At 37.1% G+C, this 22,890-nt stretch carries 22 protein-coding genes and 1 pseudogene; 8 read left to right on the top strand and 15 right to left on the bottom strand.

Features of this window, described 5'->3' with window-relative positions:
* Positions 1–191: 191 nt before the first annotated feature.
* The 7 genes from MKX37_RS05905 to MKX37_RS05875 form a co-directional block, all read right to left on the bottom strand.
* On the bottom strand, positions 192–938 hold the full coding sequence (locus MKX37_RS05905) for a YjbA family protein (RefSeq protein WP_002030367.1): 747 nt from the start codon (positions 936–938) through the stop codon (positions 192–194).
* Positions 939–1,079: 141 nt separating this feature from the next.
* Positions 1,080–1,871: a DUF2268 domain-containing protein gene (locus MKX37_RS05900; RefSeq protein WP_002030365.1), complete on the bottom strand. Its 792-nt coding sequence runs from the start codon at positions 1,869–1,871 to the stop codon at positions 1,080–1,082.
* 115 nt (positions 1,872–1,986) lie between these two features.
* A complete protein-coding gene (gene fabF / locus MKX37_RS05895; RefSeq protein WP_002030364.1) occupies positions 1,987–3,225 on the bottom strand; it encodes a beta-ketoacyl-ACP synthase II in 1,239 nt (412 codons plus the stop codon).
* 31 nt (positions 3,226–3,256) lie between these two features.
* Complete coding sequence (gene fabH / locus MKX37_RS05890) at positions 3,257–4,189, bottom strand: beta-ketoacyl-ACP synthase III (protein ID WP_001100550.1); 933 nt, start codon at positions 4,187–4,189, stop codon at positions 3,257–3,259.
* Positions 4,190–4,786: 597 nt separating this feature from the next.
* Positions 4,787–4,963 carry a ComZ family protein gene (locus MKX37_RS05885; protein WP_002011319.1) on the bottom strand — a complete coding sequence of 59 codons (177 nt, stop codon included), beginning with the start codon at positions 4,961–4,963 and terminating at the stop codon, positions 4,787–4,789.
* 64 nt (positions 4,964–5,027) lie between these two features.
* Positions 5,028–5,900, bottom strand: coding sequence for an NAD-dependent epimerase/dehydratase family protein (locus MKX37_RS05880; protein ID WP_002086991.1), 873 nt, complete (start codon positions 5,898–5,900; stop codon positions 5,028–5,030).
* Between the two features lie 29 nt (positions 5,901–5,929).
* On the bottom strand, positions 5,930–6,664 hold the full coding sequence (locus MKX37_RS05875; RefSeq protein WP_002030268.1) for a hydrolase: 735 nt from the start codon (positions 6,662–6,664) through the stop codon (positions 5,930–5,932).
* A 156-nt stretch (positions 6,665–6,820) separates the two neighbouring features.
* Here MKX37_RS05875 and MKX37_RS05870 point away from each other — a divergent pair, with 156 nt between their 5' ends.
* Positions 6,821–7,003 (top strand): YjzD family protein, encoded by a 183-nt coding sequence (locus MKX37_RS05870; protein WP_001211111.1) that lies wholly within the window; start codon positions 6,821–6,823, stop codon positions 7,001–7,003.
* Positions 7,004–7,036: 33 nt separating this feature from the next.
* Here MKX37_RS05870 and clpB read toward each other — a convergent pair whose 3' ends face one another.
* Together clpB and MKX37_RS05860 are read right to left on the bottom strand one after the other, a co-directional pair.
* Positions 7,037–9,637, bottom strand: a complete 2,601-nt coding sequence (gene clpB, locus MKX37_RS05865) for an ATP-dependent chaperone ClpB (protein ID WP_003187936.1) — start codon at positions 9,635–9,637, stop codon at positions 7,037–7,039.
* Between the two features lie 172 nt (positions 9,638–9,809).
* Positions 9,810–9,989: a YjzC family protein gene (locus MKX37_RS05860; RefSeq protein WP_000531422.1), complete on the bottom strand. Its 180-nt coding sequence runs from the start codon at positions 9,987–9,989 to the stop codon at positions 9,810–9,812.
* Positions 9,990–10,479: 490 nt separating this feature from the next.
* Here MKX37_RS05860 and MKX37_RS05855 point away from each other — a divergent pair, with 490 nt between their 5' ends.
* The 3 genes from MKX37_RS05855 (at position 10,480) to MKX37_RS05845 (ending at position 11,733) form a co-directional block, all read left to right on the top strand.
* Positions 10,480–11,289, top strand: coding sequence for a Cof-type HAD-IIB family hydrolase (locus MKX37_RS05855; protein WP_002030271.1), 810 nt, complete (start codon positions 10,480–10,482; stop codon positions 11,287–11,289).
* A gap of 105 nt (positions 11,290–11,394) precedes the next feature.
* Positions 11,395–11,535 carry a hypothetical protein gene (locus MKX37_RS05850; RefSeq protein ID WP_000516816.1) on the top strand — a complete coding sequence of 47 codons (141 nt, stop codon included), beginning with the start codon at positions 11,395–11,397 and terminating at the stop codon, positions 11,533–11,535.
* Entirely contained in the window at positions 11,536–11,733 is a 198-nt protein-coding gene (locus MKX37_RS05845) for a DUF3813 domain-containing protein (protein WP_002011309.1), read from the top strand.
* A 26-nt stretch (positions 11,734–11,759) separates the two neighbouring features.
* Here the strand turns inward: MKX37_RS05845 and MKX37_RS05840 are convergent, their stop codons facing one another.
* Positions 11,760–12,617: a YitT family protein gene (locus MKX37_RS05840; RefSeq protein WP_002125914.1), complete on the bottom strand. Its 858-nt coding sequence runs from the start codon at positions 12,615–12,617 to the stop codon at positions 11,760–11,762.
* A gap of 100 nt (positions 12,618–12,717) precedes the next feature.
* On the opposite strand from MKX37_RS05840, the gene MKX37_RS05835 reads away from it, so the two are divergent.
* Positions 12,718–12,849, top strand: a complete 132-nt coding sequence (locus MKX37_RS05835) for a DUF3941 domain-containing protein (protein WP_001120851.1) — start codon at positions 12,718–12,720, stop codon at positions 12,847–12,849.
* 130 nt (positions 12,850–12,979) lie between these two features.
* Positions 12,980–13,837, top strand: coding sequence for a peptidylprolyl isomerase PrsA (prsA, locus tag MKX37_RS05830; protein ID WP_002125911.1), 858 nt, complete (start codon positions 12,980–12,982; stop codon positions 13,835–13,837).
* A 194-nt stretch (positions 13,838–14,031) separates the two neighbouring features.
* Here prsA and MKX37_RS05825 read toward each other — a convergent pair whose 3' ends face one another.
* Positions 14,032–14,886 (bottom strand): CvfB family protein, encoded by an 855-nt coding sequence (locus MKX37_RS05825; protein ID WP_002011240.1) that lies wholly within the window; start codon positions 14,884–14,886, stop codon positions 14,032–14,034.
* Between the two features lie 284 nt (positions 14,887–15,170).
* On the opposite strand from MKX37_RS05825, the gene MKX37_RS05820 reads away from it, so the two are divergent.
* Positions 15,171–15,662 carry a YajQ family cyclic di-GMP-binding protein gene (locus MKX37_RS05820; RefSeq protein ID WP_002030284.1) on the top strand — a complete coding sequence of 164 codons (492 nt, stop codon included), beginning with the start codon at positions 15,171–15,173 and terminating at the stop codon, positions 15,660–15,662.
* Between the two features lie 18 nt (positions 15,663–15,680).
* On the opposite strand, the gene MKX37_RS05815 is transcribed toward MKX37_RS05820, so the two are convergent.
* On the bottom strand, positions 15,681–17,042 hold the full coding sequence (locus MKX37_RS05815) for an alpha-amylase family glycosyl hydrolase (RefSeq protein ID WP_002125908.1): 1,362 nt from the start codon (positions 17,040–17,042) through the stop codon (positions 15,681–15,683).
* Between the two features lie 157 nt (positions 17,043–17,199).
* On the opposite strand from MKX37_RS05815, the gene MKX37_RS05810 reads away from it, so the two are divergent.
* Entirely contained in the window at positions 17,200–18,432 is a 1,233-nt protein-coding gene (locus MKX37_RS05810) for an ammonium transporter (protein ID WP_078422204.1), read from the top strand.
* 206 nt (positions 18,433–18,638) lie between these two features.
* On the opposite strand, the gene katB is transcribed toward MKX37_RS05810, so the two are convergent.
* The 3 genes and pseudogenes from katB to asnB form a co-directional block, all read right to left on the bottom strand.
* Positions 18,639–20,105 carry a catalase KatB gene (katB, locus tag MKX37_RS05805; RefSeq protein ID WP_078422205.1) on the bottom strand — a complete coding sequence of 489 codons (1,467 nt, stop codon included), beginning with the start codon at positions 20,103–20,105 and terminating at the stop codon, positions 18,639–18,641.
* Between the two features lie 58 nt (positions 20,106–20,163).
* A pseudogene (locus tag MKX37_RS05800) lies at positions 20,164–20,619 on the bottom strand (ferrochelatase).
* 189 nt (positions 20,620–20,808) lie between these two features.
* Positions 20,809–22,656 (bottom strand): asparagine synthase (glutamine-hydrolyzing), encoded by a 1,848-nt coding sequence (gene asnB, locus MKX37_RS05795; protein WP_016126693.1) that lies wholly within the window; start codon positions 22,654–22,656, stop codon positions 20,809–20,811.
* Positions 22,657–22,890 lie beyond the last annotated feature (234 nt).

Genomic DNA, 22,890 nt, shown 5'->3' with positions numbered 1-22,890 from the left:
AGACACGAAGAGCTTGCTGCCAGAGCTGGATTACTACAAAAAGCGGAAGCGGCTCGTTTAGAATGTGAGGGGGATGGAGCTCCTGACGTAGAGGCGGGTTTTGCCTCGCAGGAAGGCGCGAAGCCACCGAACATTCTTGCCGCTGGAGCTAAGTTACAACAAATTAAAAAAACCGCCAATTGGCGGTTTTTTTAATTTACCTTCTGCTCATTTTCCATTTCCCATAACTTTTCAAAAAACGGCTGTCCTTTTACAAGGCGCTCACATAATTGCTCGTGCTTCTCAGACCATCCAGTTTTCGCTTCATCATAAAGTTTAGCCCAAACATCTTCAAACTCCATATGTTGGACCATTCCGTACGCTGATGGATCCCACTCTGTGAACCAATAGCGAATTTCAGCTGGATTTTTCGTTGTATGTAATTGATCTAATGCCATAAATAATAATTGTTTTAACTGTCTTTCTTTACGAGTTAGACCGTTCATAATGAAAGGCGACGGCGATAAAATATGATGTTCTTTTTCAATCTCTTCCACTTGGAACTCATACTTTTCTGCTTGCACATTCTCTACCATCTCATATACCATCTGTTCTTGACGCGGTATAAGCCTACTTTTTCTAATTGGCACATTATAGCCGATTGAATCAATCGCAATAATTCCTTTTCCATCTGTAACTACAAAACAATATTCTTGTTGCAAACGTTCGTGATTTTTACGAATATAAGCCTTATGATATACGTCTTCCAATAATTTTTGCGGAAGCTCTAATAATTCGTTCTCGATGTAATGATATAATGTGGCATCTACTTTTAATAATGGCACTTGATCTAATAGCTCAATCGTATCATCTTTCCGCCATTCGTAAAAATGACAAACGTTATACCCATTCTCTTCACCTTCAAACCAATTTACCCATACATCATGTAGATATAACATTCACTACCCCTCACTTCACTACTGTTTGTACCAATCATTATGTTCAGTTTTGCTTAACTTTATTCCACTTGAGGAAATATATTCTAATTATTATTTTTTCTTCTATAATATTAAAAAAACAGGAGATAGCTCCCCTGTTTTTCATGAAACATGAAATGTATTTGCTTTATTCAATATTTCTTTCGCATCTATAGATAATAAAGAAAGTGTATTTTCTCCTTCAAATGCTACACAATCTTTCACAATATGAAATCCAAGTGCATAGCCAAGCATTTTCGGATACGAGTGCAGTCCATTTAATAAAACATCATGCTCCCTCGTACCTCTCTTTACGCCTATTCGTTCTTGTATTGAATTCCTCCAATAATAAATAGCATCTTCTTTTGAAATGTAAGTAGTCCACGGTGCACATCTTTTTTCTGTATACCTTTCATACACAGCTTGCTCAGCTAACCCTTCCATAATCATCGTATCAAGTAATGTATACTCTGTTTCTTTCGTCTCAATTTGATGTAACCTACATATATGATGGTATTCATGCGTTAATAAAGCTTTTAGTTCCTCTACTGAATTACGTCCACATACGAATAAGAAAATAACGTGACGCATAGATAAGCCAGCCTTCCCGTTATATTCCTCTTGTACAGTTCGATTGTATGAATCTGATAATAAAATAAAGATAGGGACATCTGGACCTTTTAGCCAACCTTTCAATTTTTCATACTCCATGCTAAGTTCTTTCCAAATTTCTTTCTTCTCTAACTCTTTAATTTCCTGCTCCCCCCGCATTACTGGGCGATACATACCTTTAGAGATTAAAAAGCGATACAGCCTCTCTTTTGGCAATGGAATATACTTTGTAAATTTCTCACAAAGCTTCTCTGGACGTCCATAATACAGATGTAACCATTCTGCCGTTTCAACAACCCCCAACCTTCATCCCTCCTTTTCTTATGTATATGCAAAAAAGAAAAGAACGTAAAGGTGATTAAAAATAAATAAGGTGTCTTTTCGTAATACTTTACGAAAAGACACCTTATTGTACATATTATTTATATGCTTTAAATACTAATACTGCGTTATGACCACCGAATCCTAATGAATTACTTAATACAGCTCGCACTTCTTGATGCCTCGCTGTATTTGGTACGTAATCTAAATCACATTCTGGATCTGGTGTTTCATAGTTAATCGTCGGAGGAATTACTCCGTCTGTAATTGATTTAATAGAGAAGATCGCTTCAACAGCACCAGCTGCTCCTAATAAATGACCTGTCATTGATTTCGTTGAGCTAATCGCTACTTTATATGCATGCTCACCGAAAGTTTCTTTAATTGCCATCGTTTCATACTTTTCATTTGCATCTGTACTTGTACCATGTGCATTAATGTAATCAATATCTTTTGGCTCTAGACCTGCATCAGCTAAAGCTTGACGCATCGCACGAACTCCGCCTTCACCGCCAGGAGCAGGCATTGTAATATGGAACGCATCACCAGTTGCACCGTAACCAGCAATTTCCGCATAAATGTGAGCACCACGTGCTAATGCGTGCTCTAATTCTTCAAGAATAAGAATTCCTGATCCTTCACCCATTACGAAACCGCTACGATTTTTATCGAATGGGCGGCAAGCCGTTGCTGGATCTTCATTGAATGTTAATGCTTTCGCTGAGCTAAACCCAGCGAATGCCATACTTGTTAATGGCGCTTCTGCTCCGCCTGTTATCATCGCATCAGCATCACCGCGCTGGATTACTTTAAACGCATCACCAATTGAGTTTGCTCCAGATGCACAAGCTGTTACAGAGCAAGTATTAATTCCTTTCGCTCCTGTAGCGATTGACACTTGACCTGCTGCCATATCTGGAATCATCATTGGTACGAAGAATGGGCTCACGCGGCGCGGACCTTTTTCAGTAAAAATCTTAAATTGTTCTTCGTATGTTTCCATACCACCAATACCAGAACCAACCCATACACCAATGCGTGGTGCATTTTCTTCTGTAATTTCAAGCTTCGCATCCGCAACTGCCATTTTCGCTGCTGCTACTGCATATTGCGTAAAGCGGTCCATACGGCGCGCTTCTTTTTTATCTATATATTTTTCGACTTCAAAGTCGTTAATTTCTGCTGCTACTTTTGCAGGAATTTGTTCTGAATCTATTCTTGTAAGTCGTCCGATTCCGGATACACCGTTTTTAATGTTTTCCCAAGCTGTTTCAACATCTGTTCCGATCGGTGTAACAGCTCCTAGCCCTGTAATTACGACCCTCTTTTTTTCCATACAAAATACACTCCTTTTTTTCTCTCAGTCCTTATTTACCCCAACGAAGAGCTACTGCTCCCCATGTTAACCCGCCGCCAAAACCGACTAGTATAATTAAATCACCATCTTGAATACGTCCATTTTGCAATTCCTCTACCATTGCAATTGGAATTGAAGAAGCCGATGTATTACCGAACTTTTCAATTGTCATACTCATTTTTTCTTTCGGTAAATTTAATCTTTCTCTTGCAGATTCCATAATACGAATATTCGCTTGATGTGGTACTAAGAAGTCCACATCCTCTTTCGTAAGTCCCGCTTTTTCTAACACGCGAAGACAGGAATCACCAAGTTGGCGAACAGCAAATTTAAAGACTTCTCTGCCGTTCATCATAACATACTCGTCTTGATAAAGATGCTTACCGCCACTTCCGTCCGCTCCTAATTCAAAAGAAAGTACACCTTTTCCTTCCGAAACAGCTCCCATTACGATAGCACCTGCTCCGTCCCCAAATAGTACTGCTGTATTTCGATCGTTCCAGTCTACAATTTTAGATAGTTTGTCACTACCAACTACTAATACATTTTTATAAGTTCCCGTTTGAATAAATTGCTGCGCTGTAATCATTCCGTACATAAAGCCAGCACATGCTGCACTTAAATCCATTGCTGCTGCGTGTTTTGCGCCAATTGCTTCTTGGATTACACAAGCTACTGCTGGGAATGCGCGATCTGGCGTTACTGTTGCCACTAAAATAAGATCGATATCCTCTCCGCTAATCCCGGCATCTTCAAGTGCTTTTTTAGAAGCCTCTACCGCCATATATGAAGTATCTATTGTATCATCGGCAATGCGTCTTTCTGCAATTCCCGTTCTCGTACGAATCCATTCATCAGATGTATCTACGATTTTCTCTAAATCGTGATTTGTGACTACTTTTTCTGGCACATATCTTCCGATCCCTAAAATGCCCACGTTCACATCGCAGCCCTCCGTTTTATATCAATTATTATGACTTGGTACTAATTTTAAAACATAAATGTACTTTTGTCTAGAATATATTTCAGCTAAAAAAATAAGACAGCGTATTACTAACTTTATTTTTCATTAAAAGAAACAGAAAAATCCCTATCCTTTCAAAAGATAAACTTCCCAATACTTTTGACCTTACTCCGCTCGCAACAAAAAAAGCCCTTACCGCTTCTATCCACAGCTCGAGCCTCTCTCCCATCAAAAAGAAGGATTTGGTTTTATTCTTTATCTGCTTTCCCTTCAAAACTAAGACCTTCTCCTCATAACCTTCCACTTTAGCCTCATCATCCCTCTGGTTTTCACTCCACTCGCAACAAAAAAAGACCCCAACCGCTTCTATCCACGGCTCGAGCCTCTCTTCCATCAAAAAAGAAGGGTTTTTTTATTCTTTATCTGCTTTCCTTCAAAACTAAGACGTTCTCCTCATAACCTTTCCCTTTAACCTCATCATCTCTCTGGTCTTACCTCGCTCGAAATAAAAAAAGGCCCTTACCGCTTCTATCCACGGTTCGAGCCTCTCTTCCATCAAAAAAGAAGGGTTTGGTTTTATTCTTTATCTGCTTTCCCAAGCTCATATGCTTCGCCCATTACTTTCATCAATAGCTCTAACACCGGCTGTGCTTTCTCCATATCAAGTGCAATTCCATTAGAATCTAAAATTGCCTTTGCTTCTGGTAAATGCTTCATTGCGATTTGTAAAAATTGCATACTTTTTTCGTTCATGTAATCTCTTCCTCTCCATTAAAGCTTTTCAATCAATTATCCATACAATAGTGTAACACGCATGCTACCCTTCGTATAACTCTTTATATTTTTTCATATGTGCCAATTGTTTATTTAAACCGAATTCTACTGGTGTATTTTTTTGAATAGAAATAACCTCTACAGCTTCATCCCTTACTTCCACATTTTTGTTATTTACTTTATCATCTGCATGTAAAAGACTCATACCTTTTTCCCATAACTCTTCTTTTCCACTAAGTAAATTATATATACCGAGGTGTTTTACATTCATTCCATTTTCCCATAAATATTCACATACATCTTCAACGTAAAGTAAATCACTTCCTTTTTCTCCATTTATACAACGGCACTCTTTTTCATCAAGTTCTGATAAAATAAGCTGATGATACATCATAAACGACGGTTGCCATGGCCCATATAATGTAGGAACTCGATATGCACTATATTGTAATTCGCCTTTTTTCAACCCTTCTTCCACTTTCGAAAATAGATGTTTGTTTTCGGATTCTTCAGTGCTTCCTATTTCAATAGAAGAAATTAGATTTAACTTTACTTTATTTTTTTCACACATCCTTACGATTCGTTTTAAATATTGTAATATGACCCTTTCATTCCGAAATCCACTTTGCTGATTCGGCTCATACAAGCAAAAATAAACTGTATCGAAACTCTCTTCCTCTACCGATCGCCATCCGTCTTCATCCCTTATAGAATAGTACGTAAATAACGCATTCCGCCCAATCAACAATAATTTCTCTTCATTAATTTTTGTCATACTATCAAATTCATCAAAATCAAGACCATATACTTCTACTTCTTCTGCAATCATTTTATTCACAAGGTGATAACCTACAAACGTAAGTGCACCTATAATCAGCACGCGTTTCATACCACCAACCCTTTCCCCTTGAAACAAATAGCTCCTCATTTATGTATATGGGAGCTTCACAATTCTTCTTCATATTTTTTAAAGAAATCAGTCGTTTGTCTAACCATTTTATATTTCACATCTTGCAGATGGAATAAAACAGAAGTATCGCATTGATTGAATTGCCTCATTTTCTCGTATTTACGTAACAATTGTTTTCTTCCTCTTTTTTCCTGTGTTGAGACAAAAACTTTAACAGGTACACAAGACGGCAGAAGCGCAAATGATTTCTTATTTATTTTTGATTCTAATTCTTCTTCTTTGGAATCATACGCCAAACTTAATTCCTTCACTAATCTTTTGTAAAAAAACTTATGCTCTTTCTCAAAATCCACATATTCTGGTAAATCTAAACACGGATTTAACATAACGACAGAACGTATACATTCAGGGTATTTGTTCATCATCTCCAGTGCTACAAGCGCTCCCATACCATCTGCCATAATGTGCATTTTCGCATTCAACGTCTCTTTTCTTAGAACGACATCATACAAACGTTTTGCAAGACGAACAGCTCGATCGTTTCCCCAATGCCTTCCGTATAAGTTAGATGAAAAGACCGTATAGCCTTTTTCAATAAGGCCCTGTAAAAAATAAGCTCTCCCTGCATGCTGTGTCCATAAACTTGTACCATTCTCAATAAAATAGTTATAATCTCCTAGGAGCATAACAGAAAATCCATTTGGCTTTTCCGGTAAATAAATTACACATGGTTCTTTTTCTAAGTAAAAAAAACGTTCCGTAATACTCATTTTTCCCCCGCCTTATTTTCTAAACGTATAAAAGTACTCTTTTATAATGTATGAACAGAATGCAAATTTGCGTTGAAAAATCTACAAATATTTTTCTATATTCTTTTTTCAATTGTGTTACAATAAGGACAGATTGAACGAATAGAGGTGTAAAATATGCGTTTCATTTGGGCATTAATTTGGTCGTTCGCACTTGTACATATGATGAGCTATGTAATCGGCTCTATGACTGGCGGTACATACGATTTTAACCAAGCGTCTATTTTCTCAGTTGTTCTTGCGGTATTAGTATTAGCGATTGCAGCTGCGATTCCAAACGAGCCAGTAGAACAACACTAAAAAAAGAGTCCGGATTTTATCCGAACTCTTTTTTTACTTCACGCGCACGACTAATTCGTTATTTTCTACATCAACCACTACGTGACTATTGTCAGTAATCACTCCTGCAATTAATTCTCTCGCTAATTTCGTCTCAACTTGACGCTGTACGTATCGTTTTAACGGACGAGCTCCGTACAGCGGATCGAATCCAGCTTCTACAACAAATTCTTTTGCAGATTCCGTCAATTCTAATGATATGTGGCGATCTGCTAAACGCCCTTGTAATTCTTGTACAATCTTATCAACAATACCTTTAATTTCATTCCTTGTAAGAGGTTTGAATAAAATAATTTCATCGACACGGTTTAAGAATTCTGGTCGGAAATGTCCTCTTAATTGTCCCATTACAAGTTCTCTTGACTCTTCTTTAATAGAACCATCTTCTTCTAGCCCTTCTAATAAGTGAGCAGATCCAATATTTGAAGTCATAATAATAACCGTATTTTTAAAGTCTACTGTACGTCCTTGTGAATCTGTAATGCGGCCATCGTCTAACATTTGTAATAAAATGTTGAATACTTCTGGATGTGCTTTTTCGATTTCATCTAACAAAATAACAGAATACGGTTTACGTCTTACTGCTTCTGTTAATTGACCACCTTCTTCATATCCAACATATCCAGGAGGCGCTCCAATTAAGCGTGACACCGCGTGTTTCTCCATATACTCAGACATATCGATACGAATCATTTGCTCTTCACTGTCAAATAATGTTTGCGCTAACGTTTTTGCAAGCTCAGTTTTACCAACACCTGTAGGGCCTAAGAAAATAAATGAACCAATTGGACGATTCGGATCTTTAATACCAGCGCGAGCACGAAGTACTGCGTCTGATACAAGGCTTACCGCTTCCTCTTGACCGATAACACGCTCTGATAAAATTTGTTCAAGACGTAATAATTTCTCACGTTCACCTTCAACGAGTTTTGCGACAGGAATACCAGTCCACCTTGAAACAATGTCTGCAATTTCTTCTTCACTTACTTCCTCGCGTAATAAACGATTCTCTTGTTTATTATGTGCACCCATCTCTTCCGCTTCTTTTAACTCTTTTTCGATAGCTGGAATTTTCCCGTGGCGAAGCTCAGCTGCTTTATTTAAATCGTAATTTCCTTCTGCTTCTTCTAACTCACGGCGCAAGCGCTCTAAATGTTCACGTAAGTCACGCACTTTATGAATGTCTTCTTTTTCTTTCTCCCATTTCGCTCTCATACTACTTGCAACTTCTTTTAAATCCGATAATTCACGTTGCAATGTTTTTAGGCGCTCTTGACTACCTAAGTCCTTTTCTTTCCCAAGAGCAGCTTCTTCAATTTCCAGCTGCATAATGCGGCGCGTTACTTCATCTAGTTCTGTTGGCATAGAATCAATTTCTGTTCGAATTGTTGCACAAGCTTCATCAACAAGATCAATTGCTTTATCGGGCAAGAAACGATCCGAAATATATCGATCTGATAAAACAGATGCCGCTACAATCGCGCGATCATGAATATTTACACCGTGATAAATTTCAAAACGCTCTTTTAAACCACGTAAAATGGAAATTGTATCCTCAACAGTTGGCTCTTCTGCTAACACTTGTTGGAAACGTCTTTCTAACGCTGGATCTTTCTCAATATATTTACGGTATTCATCTAATGTCGTTGCCCCGATACAATGCAGTTCACCACGCGCTAGCATTGGTTTTAACATATTTCCCGCATCCATCGCTCCTTCTGTTTTACCAGCGCCGACGATTGTATGAAGTTCATCAATGAATAATAAAATGCGACCTTCACTCTTTTTAATTTCATTTAATACAGCTTGCAGACGTTCTTCAAACTCACCGCGGAATTTTGCTCCGGCCACAAGTGCACTCATATCTAAAGCGAAAATTGTTCTATCTTTTAATCCTTCTGGGACATCTTTTTTCACAATACGCTGCGCTAATCCTTCAACGATTGCTGTTTTACCAACACCTGGCTCTCCGATTAAAACGGGGTTATTTTTCGTTTTGCGTGAAAGAATGCGGATCACGCGGCGAATTTCACTATCTCTGCCAATTACAGGATCAATTTTCCCCGCTCTTACTTCAGCCACTAAATCACGGCCATATTTTTCTAACGCTTCATAAGTTGCTTCTGGATTTTGACTAGTCACTCTTTGATTCCCCCGAACTGTCATTAAAGACTGTAATAAGTTATCTTTCGTAATATAAAATTTTGCGAATAATTGATTTATATCGCCTTTTTCTTCAGAAAAAGCAAGTAATACATGTTCGATTGAAATGTAGTCATCTCGCAATTTCTCCGCTTCTTTTCCTGCTCTTACAAGCAGTTGTTGCAAAGCACCTGTTACATATAATTTCCCTGCCTCTGCCCCGCTTCCAGTTACAGAAGGCTTTTTCTTAATTAAACTTTCTACACCTTGCTTTAACGCTTCTATATCGACATTCATTTTTTGAAAAATACGTACTGTTAATCCGTCTTGCTGCTCTAATAACGTAAGCAATAGATGAACAGTATCTACTTCTTGATGATGATGAGATACCGCTAAAGATTGAGCACTCATAATCGCTTCCTGTGTTTTCGTTGTCATTTGATTTAAGTCCATCTTTACAGCCCTCCAAATGTTTGACTTTCTTTGACCTTTGATTTGATTATACGCCAACTGACTTTTTTATACAATAATTTTGCTTATGTAGTTCAAACTTATTATTGGAAAAAGAAAAAAGTAACATTCATTTTCCTAATCAAAAAAGCCGCAATAACGATTGCGGCTTCTGTTACGGTTTTCTTTTATATGTCCACTGACGGTTATGATTCGTGTTATCTGGAAACTTTTCACCGGCAGTTAATTGTACCATTTGCGGATTTTTCACCATACTTCCCGTTTCACCAATTTCTACGTAAATGCCATCATTTGGCGCCTTTTGCCCTGAACGAAACCTGCGATTTTGTCCCATTTCCATTCTCCTTCCATGACGTCTTGCCTCATTAGTATATCCATTTTAAAAGAAAGCTTTTCTGTCATGTTTAGGAAACAAGTACTACGGTTTACCCATGTACATATATATAATTACACAAGCTTAAGCAGGAATTATTGGCATATTTGTTGAAAAAAAAGAAACCAACCTACTTTAGGCCAGTTTCAAAGGAGAGTCAAACATATACGAGAAGATTACATGTTCATTATAAGTCGCATCATTCAAACAATGTAACCCTTTTCACAAATTGTACATAATGAAAGAAACATTGTTTGAACTTTCTAAAAAGATATTGACTTTTCCTAATTTCCAACGAGAAATAGTAGACACCACAGCGCTTCGCGACGTAAGATGGATATATAGTGAAACTTTCATCTACAGTAGTTTCACCCAGTCTAACCTCTTATTTCTGCATATTAAAAACGGAAATACAGATAGAATCAAAAAATTTATTATAAGAGGTGAAATTATGAACAAACAACATTTAATCGCATTAGACTTAGACGGAACTTTATTAACAGACAACAAAATAATTTCTCCAAGAACGAAAAACACAATTGCAAAAGCAAAAGAACAAGGACATATTGTCGTTATTTCAACAGGGCGTCCATTCCGCGCTAGTTACGATTATTATAAAGAACTTAGCCTTAACACACCAATCGTAAACTTTAATGGAGCTTACGTGCATCATCCTCTTGATTCAAGTTGGGGAACACATCACTCTCCTCTTGAACTTTCAACAGCGCAAGAAATCGTCCGAGCTTGCTTTGATTTCGGCGTGAAAAATGTCTATGCTGAAGTCATCGATGATGTGTATGTCCGTGAAATTGATGAAGATAAAAAACATATTTTTGAATTCGGTTCTCCAAAGATTTTCACAGGAGATTTATTAAATATTTTAAACGACCATCCAACTTGCTTATTAATCGATGCACATGACGAGCATTCTGCTGCAATTCGCCAACATTTAACAGATATGCATGCTGAAGTCATCGACCATAGAAAATGGGGTGCGCCTTGGCCAATTATTGAAATTGTAAAAAGCGGATTAAATAAAGCTGTCGGATTACAAAAAATTTCAGGCCATTATAATATTCCTAAAGAGCGAATTATCGCTTTTGGTGATGAGGATAACGACTTTGAAATGATCGAATTTGCTGGTCATGGAATCGCAATGGGTAATGCGATTCCTGAATTAAAATCACTTGCAAATCATACGACATTAACGAATGAAGAAGATGGTATCGCTCTATATTTAGAAGAGGTTCTTGGATTGTAATCTAAAAATTCCCTGCTTATAGTTTCTCGCCAAACGCTCATACTATTATTAGACGCAAGAGAAAGCGCGTCAATTGTTTTCAGCTAAATAAAGGGGGTTTTTCGAATGGGTAAAAAGAACAAATCAAAGCGTTTTATCCAGCAAGGAGCCGATGCTGTTATGAAGCATGATGCAAGATTCCCGTACAGAGGTACATTAGCTGAGGCAGAAAAAGCGAGAAGTAACTCTTCATTTGGAGGGGTTTAAATGGGGAACTTACTATTCCAACAAGCTAGAGACGCTGTTTCAAGTGCCGTTTCTTGTTCAAGTGGCGCTGAACAACAGGAACTCGTTTATAGAGCAAAAAACTCTTTGCACTCTGCTTATGCAAACTCTTCAACTGCTGAAAAAGTTCAGCTACGTGAAATGCAGGAGCAATTGCAAAACATTACGAATTCGCATTAAAAAAGGAGGACCAGCTTTGGTCCTCCTTAATCTTTTCTAAACAATCCAAACACACCGACCGTTTGCAGTATATTTGTAAATGCACCTGGGTCCACTTGTTTAATAACCCTCTCTAATTCGTACAACTCGTAACGAGTAATAACAATCATTAACATTTCTTTATTTTCATTTGTATAAGCACCTGTTGCTGGTATAGTTGTAATCCCCCTCACTAAGCGAGAGTGAATCGCTTTTCGCACATCTGCCCCGTTCTTTGTAACAATTAATGCCGTAATCTTCACATGACGGGTATGAATCGCATCAATAATTCTCGTTGATACATACAAAGTGACTAAAGTATATAATGCCTTTTCCCATCCATACACGTAGCCAGCAGCGATAATGATAAGTGCATTAAAGAAGAAAAAATACGTGCCGACAGGCTTATCTTTTATTTTTGATAAAATCATAGCAATAATATCTAGACCACCTGTAGAAGCCCCCCACTTTAAAGCAACCCCTACCCCAATCGCTGAAATAATCCCACCAAAAATCGCATTCAATATAATATCATGCGAAACCGCTCTAACTGGGATAATTTCTAAAAACAAAGTCATAAATACAACACAAAGAAAACTAAAAAATGTAAAGGCCTTCCCAACCTTTTTCCACGCTAAAATAACGACAGGAATATTAAACAAACTAAACAATACCCCCGTAGATATATGAATAGATAAAAAGTCACCTAATATTTGTGACAATAATTGAGACAATCCAGCAAAACCACTCGCATACACTTTCGCTGGTGTTAAAAATAAATTCATCCCAATCGCATTTAATAAACCCGCAATAATTACAACGACTAACTTCTTAATAAGTTCAGTATAATTCAGCTTCAAATCCATTTCTAATCCACCTTTAGTATTCATGAATGCACCGCTATACATAGTCTTTACGAAAAAGGAAATGATAAACATACAACGTTTAGAAATGGAGTTGATACATATGCCACATACTAGCGATAACGACAAAAAAGCACGCGACAATAATGCAAAGCGCACTCAAAAAAATGAACAAGAGCAAAAAAATATTCAGCAAGGAAAACGTGCATATTCTAAGAAAACCGATCACCTTTGATTACATCGTACATCAACGTTAATGTTGATGTACTTTTTTTACATTTTACAGGAAAAAAACATTAAAAATTCACTTCATGTTCACTTCTATATTCTACAATAGCGATAACATATTCGGATGAGGTGTTAGCATGAAAGGAAAAAGTACATTCATTATCACTGCACTAATAAGTATATTAATGCTATCTGCTTGCGGACAAAAAAATGACTCGGCCACAATCGCTACAACAACAAACTCAACCATTACGAAGAGCGATTTCGAAAAACAATTGAAAGATCGATACGGAAAAGACACGCTATACGAAATGGTAGCACAAGATGTTATTACTAAAAAATATAAAGTATCTGATGATGCAGTAGATAAAGAAGTAGAAAAAGCAAAAGATCAATATGGAGAACAATTCAAAGCAACACTAGAAAATAATCGTTTAAAAGATGAAGAAGATTTCAAAAATCAAATTAAATTCAAACTTGCATTGAATGAAGCGATTAAACAAAGCGTTACAGAAAAAGATGTGAAAGACCACTATAAACCAGAAATTAAAGCTAGTCACATTTTAGTAAGTAACGAAAATGAAGCGAAAGAGATAAAGAAGAAATTAGATACCGGCACTTCATTTGAAGAATTAGCAAAACAAGAATCTCAAGATTTAGCATCAAAAGATAATGGCGGAGACCTCGGATACTTCGGGGCAGGAAAAATGACACCTGAATTTGAAAAAGCTGCCTACAAATTAAAGCCCGGCCAAATTAGCAATCCCGTAAAATCACCAAACGGCTATCACATTATTAAACTAACTGATAAAAAAGATTTACAACCTTACGATAAAGTGAAAGACTCTATACGTAAAGACTTAGAAGAAGAACGTCTTGCCGACCCTTCCTTCGGTCAAAAATTATTACAAGGTGAATTAAAAAAGGCGGATATTAAAATAAACGATAGTGACTTGAAAGATACATTTTCTCATCTTTTTGGGAAAGAGAACTAAAATAAAGCACGATCTTATTTTTTCAAATAAGGTCGTGCTTTTTCTTCAGACTTTTATAATGCCAATTGATGTGATCTAGTTCTGCCTCTACTTCGATTAATATATCTATTAAGTCGTCTTTATTTTACTGAACGCAAAAAGAACTACCTCCTCCCTAATAAACTTAGAGAAAAAATAGTTCTTTTTCATTTATCTTATTTCTTAAAGTAAGTCCAGCCTTCTTCTTGGTAAATCTTTTCTTCTTTCATCAGTTTACCAAGTGCGCGCTTAAAGGCAGCTTTACTCATATTGAAACGTTCTTTAATGTCTTCTGGGTTGCTCTTATCCCAAAACGGCATCGCTCCGCCTCGTTCTTCCATATATGCATAAAGTACTGCTGCATCATCTTCCATTCCTTCTTCTTTACGAGGAAGAAGTGAAATGTTAATTGTACCGTCATCTTTTACGTCAATAATACGACCTGTTACGCGCTCACCGATGCGGACTTGTTCTTTTCTTTCTGTATGGTGTAAGAAAGCACGGAAATGCTCGTCAGTTAGTATGAATGAACCAACTTGAAGTGAGCGATACACACGTCCATTTACGTTTTTATTACGCATAGATGGCGTTGCATCTACGATAATTTCTTGCATATCACTGTCTCTTGCCGGAAGAGCAATTAAACGATCACGATTCGTTAATTTTAACGTACAATATAATTCGTCGCCTTCTTGAGGCCATACTGGCATATAAATTGGAAACTCATCAAGTGGAATTAGTATATCTTTTGATACACCAATATCAACAAACACACCTAAACTAGGAATAACTTCTACAACCTTTACCCAATTCCAATCATGTGTTGTAATAATTGGTTCCTTCATTGTTGCTGAAATACGATTTTGGTGATCAAGGTATAAGAATACATCAATCGTATCGCCTTCTGCAATTTCTCCAGCTAATTCGTTTTTATGTAGGAAGATTTCTTCCTCTTCGTTTCCAACCATATATCCGATTTCCGTTTCGCGTAAAACAGTTACCTGTTCAATCGATCCTAATTGCAAATACATATTTTTTAATTCCCTTCTCTATATATAAAGTTATCTTTTTTATCATTCCAAACAAAAGTTAATTATAACACGATTTTTCCTTTATTTGTCCAACTGCCCAAAATTCACTATAATTAAATAAAGACTGTATCTATAGGACTATATTCCCCTACGGATGATCCGTCAAAACACTTAAGTTGCAACACTCTATCTAATCGATGTATTTTCCGCTATACTTTAATATGTATATTACATAGCCTATTTAGGTGCATGAAAAGATAGAAATTTATTTGGAGGTGCTAACTATGGCAAAAGAGAGTTCTTTTGACATCGTTTCGAAAGTAGAATTACCTGAAGTAACAAACGCAATTAACATCGCATTAAAGGAAATCCAAAACCGATATGACTTTAAAGGTAGTAAAAGTGATATTAAATTAGAAAAAGAAGTACTTGTTTTAACTTCTGATGACGAGTTCAAATTAGACCAAGTAAAAGACGTTCTAATTTCTAAGCTTGTAAAACGTAACGTTCCAATTAAAAACTTGGACTACGGAAAAGTTGAAACTGCATCTGGTAATACTGTTCGCCAACGTGCAACTCTGCAACAAGGTATCGATAAAGATAACGCGAAAAAAATTAACAACATCATTAAAGAAATGAAATTAAAAGTAAAAACGCAAGTACAAGATGACCAAGTACGCGTAACAGCGAAAAGCCGTGATGACTTACAAGCAGTAATCGCAGCCGTTCGCAGCGTCGACTTACCAATCGACGTACAGTTCATTAACTACCGCTAAGAAAAAAAGATCCTCTATCTATACAGAGGATCTTTTCTTTTTAACCGCAATTAAAAAAGCAATAAATAATACGTTCACACCGACTATTAAGGAGATAAACAACCAATTCACACCTGTTTCTTCGCTAACTTTATACACATTCGACTCTTCGCGCTTTAAAACAAGATAAAACTTTCCGTTTTCTTCTCTTATAATTTCGTCTTCTAACAATCCTCTTAACTCTTGTTTTTCACCAATTGCACTTACAGGTAAGGAAACCTTTTTCGTCTCTTTCGTATTATTAATCGCTACTAGTGTTACTTCATCTTTATACTTTCGTTTTAATATACTCATTCCATCTTTATCATATAGAAGTTCAAACGTACCACGTCGTAAAGATGGTCTCGCTTGTCTAAGTTCACCTAGCTTCGTTATGTGCTGCATAAACTTTTCATCAGATTTGAAATCCATTAATCGTCTATTATCTGGAGCATCTCCCCCATCTAATGCGATTTCAGTTCCGTAATAAAAATTCGGTATCCCCGGGGATGTTAATAAGTAAGTGATCGCTAGTTTTAAACGAGACGGTGGGTAATACATATTTTCTTTTGCAATACGTGCAAATCTCTTTGTTTCTTGATTATCTAAAAACGTAGCGAATTCCTCTTCTTTTCCGCTCACATCATATAAAGGTTTCACAGACATATCTGCTTTTGAAAATGACTCTACTATTTTTTTATAGTACTCATTATCTTCCTTTGTCATAATGCGAAAATCTTTCTTTACCTTCTGCAAATCCTTTTGCACTTCATCCCAAAAAGCACGCGGCTTTTTTTCACTATGTATCACATAACTTCCGTCTAAATCAACTTCTTTTATCCACCATTTCATCGAGTCTATTAATTGTTGCTCATTTTCTGCATACGGAAATTGAAAGACAACTTTCATTCCTTTTTGATGAGCCACTTTTACAAGTTCTTTCACATCATTTTCTGTTCCGAAATGTTCATTTACTTTTTGAAAGTTTCGAACGCCTAATCCATCATACTTTTCACTTTCAAAAAGCGGCGAAAGCATAATAGTAGTAAATCCCATTTCTTTTATGTAGTCCAATCTTTTTATAATCCCTCTTATATCTCCGCCCTGATACCCTTCTAAATTACCAACGTCTAACTGTTTGTCATTTTTCGGTTCTCCGTTATTAAAGCGATCAATCATAATGGAATATATAACTTCATCTCGCCATTCCCTTTTTTCTTCCGCAAAAGTATGTACTGGTACAAACAAAATAACAGCTAAACAAAAACAAATGAATAGTTCCTTAGTCCATATTTTTTTCACACGCATCCCCCAAACTTCTAATTGTAAGAATATTATACCAATTATTAGAACAAATCGCATACGTTGATTTTATCCATCCAAAATACCTAATGTTAGATTTTCTAACATCACTTAAAAAGTTTTCTGAATTTTTAGTTGATTTTTATTTTTATTTCGAATATGATATGAAACATAACAAGACGATGTTATTTTTTCTAACATCATAGGAGGAGAGAGAATGAATACGGGAGATACAGTTTTTATGTTTGTAACGACAGTAATGGTCATGTTGATGACACCAGGATTGGCACTTTTTTACGGGGGCATGGTTCGCAGTAAAAACGTACTCAGCACGACAATGCATAGTTATAGCGCAATGGCTATCGTTTCGATTCAATGGATTGTTATCGGCTATTCTTTATCATTCGGACCAGATTGGCACGGACTTATCGGCAATCTCGATTGGTTCGCTCTAAACGGAGTTACCTACGCACCAAATCCAGACTACTCATCTACTATTCCTCACAATTTATTTATGATGTTCCAACTCATGTTCGCTATTTTAACTCCCGCTTTAATTTCAGGTGCATTCGCCGAAAGAATGCGATTTTCTGCCTTTCTTATTTTCATCCTTCTTTGGACAACAATCGTTTACAATCCTGTCGCTCATTGGGTATGGGGCGTTGGCGGATGGCTGAGAGAACTCGGCGCGTTAGACTTCGCTGGCGGTAATGTCGTTCATATCACATCTGGTGTTGCCGGTCTTGTATTAGCTATTTTCCTAGGAAAACGAAAAAACATAAGCGGCACCTCTCCTCATCATTTACCATTTACAATGTTAGGCGCAGGCTTACTCTGGTTCGGCTGGTTCGGTTTTAACGTCGGTAGTGCATTATCTTTAAATGACGTAGCTTTAACTGCATTTATTAATACAAATATAGCCGCCGCTGCCTCAGCTCTAACTTGGATGCTTTCTGAATGGTTCTTCCAATCGAAGCCGACTGCGATGGGAGCTGCTTGTGGGGTTGTTTCTGGTTTAGTCGCAATTACGCCGGCTTGCGGATTCGTTACACCTTTCTCCGCTCTTCTTATCGGAGCAATTGGCGGTATATTATGCTTTGGCGCTGTCTTCTTCTTAAAAACGAAGTTCGGATACGACGATACACTCGATGCATTTGGATGCCACGGCATCGGAGGAACTTGGGGTGGTATTGCAACTGGACTATTTGCAACCACTACTGCAAACGGTGATGGCGCTAACGGATTATTTTACGGAAACGCAGCTCTCCTTTTCAAACAACTTGTAGCAATAGGAGCAACATATGCATTCACAATCATAATGACGTATGCCATTATTAAAGCGATCAACTTCTTCCTCCCTGTTCGAGTCGATGAGCATGAGGAACATATGGGGCTTGATATTTCGATGCATGGGGAGAAAGCTTATGAGTATACTGAGCGAGTGAACTAAAAAAAGAGAGGCAATCTATTGGTAGTAGATTGCCTCTCTTTTTATTGTACAGGGCGGCAGCATACCCCGCCTTGTATTTTCGTAAATATATCAACGTTTTTTCAAATATATCGATTTACCAACAAATTCCGACATAACTAAAACGAAAAATACCCTGCATGATTTTACACAAAAAAGACGACCGTTTAACAGTCGTCTTTTCCTATTTATTTCGGAGTATTCCCTACATATTGCGTAATATCAACATTTAAAGCTTGCGCTAAGCGTATTCCATACTCTTGATCTGCACGGAAGAAATTACAAACAGCTAATAATTTCGTGCGCTCATTTACGTCTTTTAAGTCATTTGTTAAGTTTGCAATTAAGTTATCTTGCTCTTCTTTAGAGAATGAACGGTAACGCTCACCCGCTTGCTTGAAATCATTTGGTTTGTCAATTTTTTCACGAGATACGTAGCCTTCTACTTTCATAGTTGAATCGCGGTAAGTTGGGTCTTCAACTGGATTTTCAGTATGACGGCTCGGTTCGTAGTTTATTGTAGATGGGTTTTGATCCACTTGCATCGCACCATCACGTTGTTGATTACGAACAGCTGCGTATGGGCAGTTTACAGGAATTTGTAAATAGTTTGCACCAAGGCGGTAACGCTGTGTATCTGGGTAAGAGAATAAACGACCTTGCAATAATTTATCTTCAGATGGTTCAATACCATTTACAGTTGCACTTGGAGAGAACGCCACTTGTTCTACTTCCGCAAAGAAGTTTTTCGGGTTACGATTTAACGTCATCGTCCCTACTTCAATTAATGGGAAACGATCTTCTGGCCATACTTTCGTCGGATCTAATGGATCGAAATCTAAAGAATCCGTTTCTTCTAGTTGCATCACTTGTACGTGTAAATCCCACTTCGGATAATTTCCTTTTTCGATTGCATCGAATAAATCACGAGTTGCATGATTGAAGTCTTTTCCTTGCACTTGCTCGACTTCTTTTGCACTTAAGTTACGCACACCTTGCTGTGGCTTCCAATGATATTTAATGTAAACAATTTTACCTTCTACATTAATCCATTTAAATGAATGTACGCCGAATCCTTCCATTTCACGGTAGTTTGCCGGTGTACCATAATCAGAAAATACCCACGTCATCATATGTGTAGATTCTGGAGTTAACGTCATGAAATCCCAGTAACGATCTGGTGTTTGAACATTTGTATCAGGTGCTGGCTTTAATGAATGCACCATGTCAGGGAATTTAATTGCATCACGAATGAAGAAAACTGGTAAATGGTTACCTACGATATCGTAGTTTCCTTCTTCTGTATAAAATTTAACAGCGAACCCACGCGGATCACGAGCTGTCTCTGGAGAACCTTGGCCATGAATAACCGTTGAGAAACGAACGAATACAGGTGTTTCAGTTCCTTCATTTTGTAAAAACGCTGCTTTCGTATATTGCTTCATGCTGTTTTTCGTTACGAATACGCCGTGAGCACCTGCACCACGCGCATGCACAACACGCTCAGGAATACGTTCACGATCAAAGTGAGCAAGTTTTTCTACTAAATGATAGTCTTCTAACAATACTGGTCCACGGCGACCAGCTGTACGAGAATTTTGGTTATCTCCAACTGGAGCACCTTGATTTGTTGTTAAGCGATTATTTGGATTCATCAGGGGGATCCTCCTCTTTCTTTCATAGTAATTATTATTTATTTAAAATTATTATAAACTAATTATTATTCAAAATTAAATCCTTGTCAACTATTTCCTTTATTTTTTTTGAAGCAATTTCAGCTAAACAATCAATAAATACAGATTGTGAATTGGGCATATTTAGTCTAAAATATGTGCCATTTAATTCATCAGTTACAACTTTACATTCATAATCGGTGTCATATAAAACTTCTAAATCGAGCAATGTGTTTTAAACCTAAGTAACAAACAAATTCATACTCTGTAAACATTTTATTCATTGAATCTGTTAATTTATGCGCCTGCTCTTTCATTATTTTCCCAAGCGGTGAAATTCCACTAATTGCTTTATACCGTCCGATTAAATTTTGGAGCGCTTCTTCAGAGATGGCTTACGCCCATGACGAATGTGAGTATAATAAGCTTCTACATCATCTAATGACTCCGGTGTTCCATATGCCATTACAAGCAAACCTATTTTCTTCTTCGTCATCTATATAGCACCTCAATTTTGGAAATGAGAATCTTTTTCAAGAACATTTGTTTCCAATTATAACAAGCAATAATAAGTACGTCAAAATAATAATTCTAAATAAATATTATTTCTAATATGATTTTGAATTTTATATGACAATTTATTTAAGAAAAAGAGCGGCTCACATAAATATAAGCCGCTCTTTCCCTATTCCTTAATATTCACCCCATACTCTTTAAACCAAACATGAATTTGCGCTAAATGAGCTAAAAGCTGCGGCCCAGTCATTAATTGACCAAACCACGGTTTTTGAAATGCACTGCCGCCAGACTGGATCAATCCGCTCAATTGCTCCTTATCGAACAATTCATGCAAAATTGAGCCTTTATCCGTTAATAAATCTTGGAGCCATACTGTGACTGCTTTCGTATAGTGCGGGTTATGCGTTTTCGGATACGGACTTTTCTTTCTATACAATATATCATTTGGAAGTAATCCTTCTAAAGCCTTACGCAATAGACCTTTTTCGCGGTTTTTATACATTTTCATTTCCCAAGGAATATTCCACGCATATTCGACAAGTCGGTGGTCCGCAAATGGAACGCGTACTTCTAAGCTTGCCCCCATACTCATACGGTCTTTTCTGTCTAATAATGTTGTCATAAACCATACCATGTTTAAATAAAATAATTGTCGTCTCTTCGCTTCTAATGGGCTTTCTCCCTCTAAAATAGGAACTTCTTGAATGGATTCTTCATAGCGTTGTTGTACATATTGTTGTAAATTTAATTTATTTCTCCATTCTTTCTTCAGAAGTTGTTCACGCGCTTCTGTAGAACGCATCCACGGAAATGCACTTGATTGTAAATCATCTTCTCTATAAAACCACGGATAACCGCCGAATATTTCATCTGCACATTCTCCAGATAAACCGACGACAAAATCTTGTTTTATTTCACGGCAAAACCATAATAATGAAGAATCAATATCTGCCATACCAGGCAAATCGCGAACGAGTACTGCTTCTGTTAAATACTGTGCTAGTTGTTCATTAGAAATGACGCAGCGATGATGAATTGTTTGAAATGTCTCTGTCATTAAATTAATAAATGGTGCATCTGAATTCGGCTGAAACGCATTGGCTTTAAAATATTTGTCGTTATCTTCATAGTCAACAGAATACGTGTGCAATTGACCTTTCCCTGATCTTTCATACTCTTTCGCGGCAATTGCTGTGATAGCACTTGAATCTACACCTCCTGATAAAAAAGTGCATAGTGGTACGTCAGAAACTAATTGTCTCGTAATCGCATCTTGTAATAAAAAACGAGTTTTCTCTACTGTTTCTTCAAATGAATCTTCATGTTTTTTACTTTCTACATTCCAATATCTCCATATACATAAACCGTCTTTTGAGAACGTCATTGCATGACCCGGACGCAGTTCTTGAATACCAGCATATACACCATGACCAGGCGTTCTAGATGGTCCGAGGCCAAATATTTCTGACAACCCTTCTAACGTTACTTCCGCCTTCACATCTGGATGCGCTAGTATCGCTTTTAACTCTGAACCAAATAATAATCGTCCGCTATCATATTTATAAAAAAGCGGTTTTACACCTAATCGATCTCTGGCAATAAAGACTCGTTCATTTTTCTCATCCCATACTGCAAACGCATATATACCGTTTAAATGATCGACACATTCTTCTTTCCATTCAATATAAGATGCCAATAGTACTTCTGTATCGGAATGCCCTTTAAATGTATAACCTCTTCTTAATAACTCTTTGCGAATATCTTCTGTATTGTAGAGCTCTCCGTTATAGCAAATCGCATAACTCGTTTCGTTTTTTAAACAAGTCATGGGTTGTTTACCACCTTCAGGATCTACAACGATTAACCGTTTATGCCCAAATGCGACGTTCCCTTTAATCCAAACTTTATTATCATCTGGACCGCGTTTCGCTAGCGTTTCCGCCATCTTCGTCACGATGTCCCTTTCCCCTTCTAATGAGCGTTTATAATCCACCCATCCTGTAATCCCGCACATAAGAATCATCCTTCCTAATCTAATATCTGTTTCTGAACGTGCAGTAATCCCCACCCTATGAGTGCGGATACATAAAAACAACAAACTTGACGATAACTAACTATCCATATATGGAATAGCAGTTTCACAGTGTAAAGCGTGTTTTATTGTATGCCCATCTATCTTTAGGTGTGTCTAGTTATAAAGAACGTACGAACTGTCCATAACAAGAATAACTATTTCTATAAAAGGAGA

Source organism: Bacillus sp. FSL R5-0709, from assembly GCF_038004785.1.
Lineage (GTDB): Bacteria > Bacillota > Bacilli > Bacillales > Bacillaceae_G > Bacillus_A > Bacillus_A mycoides.
This window is presented reverse-complemented; position numbering and strand designations above follow the sequence as displayed.

Excerpts from the sequence above, each read along its gene's own strand:
- MKX37_RS05870 (WP_001211111.1), top strand. The coding sequence starts at position 6,821 with ATGCGTTTCATTTGGGCATTAATTTGGTCGTTCGCACTTGTACATATG.
- MKX37_RS05810 (WP_078422204.1), top strand. The coding sequence starts at position 17,200 with ATGAATACGGGAGATACAGTTTTTATGTTTGTAACGACAGTAATGGTC.
- MKX37_RS05875 (WP_002030268.1), bottom strand. The coding sequence starts at position 6,664 with ATGAGTATTACGGAACGTTTTTTTTACTTAGAAAAAGAACCATGTGTA.
- MKX37_RS05820 (WP_002030284.1), top strand. The coding sequence starts at position 15,171 with ATGGCAAAAGAGAGTTCTTTTGACATCGTTTCGAAAGTAGAATTACCT.
- MKX37_RS05840 (WP_002125914.1), bottom strand. The coding sequence starts at position 12,617 with ATGGATTTGAAGCTGAATTATACTGAACTTATTAAGAAGTTAGTCGTT.
- MKX37_RS05855 (WP_002030271.1), top strand. The coding sequence starts at position 10,480 with ATGAACAAACAACATTTAATCGCATTAGACTTAGACGGAACTTTATTA.
- katB (WP_078422205.1), bottom strand. The coding sequence starts at position 20,105 with ATGAATCCAAATAATCGCTTAACAACAAATCAAGGTGCTCCAGTTGGA.
- MKX37_RS05885 (WP_002011319.1), bottom strand. The coding sequence starts at position 4,963 with ATGAACGAAAAAAGTATGCAATTTTTACAAATCGCAATGAAGCATTTA.
- MKX37_RS05860 (WP_000531422.1), bottom strand. The coding sequence starts at position 9,989 with ATGGGACAAAATCGCAGGTTTCGTTCAGGGCAAAAGGCGCCAAATGAT.
- MKX37_RS05905 (WP_002030367.1), bottom strand. The coding sequence starts at position 938 with ATGTTATATCTACATGATGTATGGGTAAATTGGTTTGAAGGTGAAGAG.
- MKX37_RS05825 (WP_002011240.1), bottom strand. The coding sequence starts at position 14,886 with ATGTATTTGCAATTAGGATCGATTGAACAGGTAACTGTTTTACGCGAA.
- MKX37_RS05850 (WP_000516816.1), top strand. The coding sequence starts at position 11,395 with ATGGGTAAAAAGAACAAATCAAAGCGTTTTATCCAGCAAGGAGCCGAT.
- clpB (WP_003187936.1), bottom strand. The coding sequence starts at position 9,637 with ATGGACTTAAATCAAATGACAACGAAAACACAGGAAGCGATTATGAGT.
- MKX37_RS05815 (WP_002125908.1), bottom strand. The coding sequence starts at position 17,042 with ATGCGATTTGTTCTAATAATTGGTATAATATTCTTACAATTAGAAGTT.
- asnB (WP_016126693.1), bottom strand. The coding sequence starts at position 22,656 with ATGTGCGGGATTACAGGATGGGTGGATTATAAACGCTCATTAGAAGGG.
- prsA (WP_002125911.1), top strand. The coding sequence starts at position 12,980 with ATGAAAGGAAAAAGTACATTCATTATCACTGCACTAATAAGTATATTA.
- fabF (WP_002030364.1), bottom strand. The coding sequence starts at position 3,225 with ATGGAAAAAAAGAGGGTCGTAATTACAGGGCTAGGAGCTGTTACACCG.
- MKX37_RS05845 (WP_002011309.1), top strand. The coding sequence starts at position 11,536 with ATGGGGAACTTACTATTCCAACAAGCTAGAGACGCTGTTTCAAGTGCC.
- MKX37_RS05835 (WP_001120851.1), top strand. The coding sequence starts at position 12,718 with ATGCCACATACTAGCGATAACGACAAAAAAGCACGCGACAATAATGCA.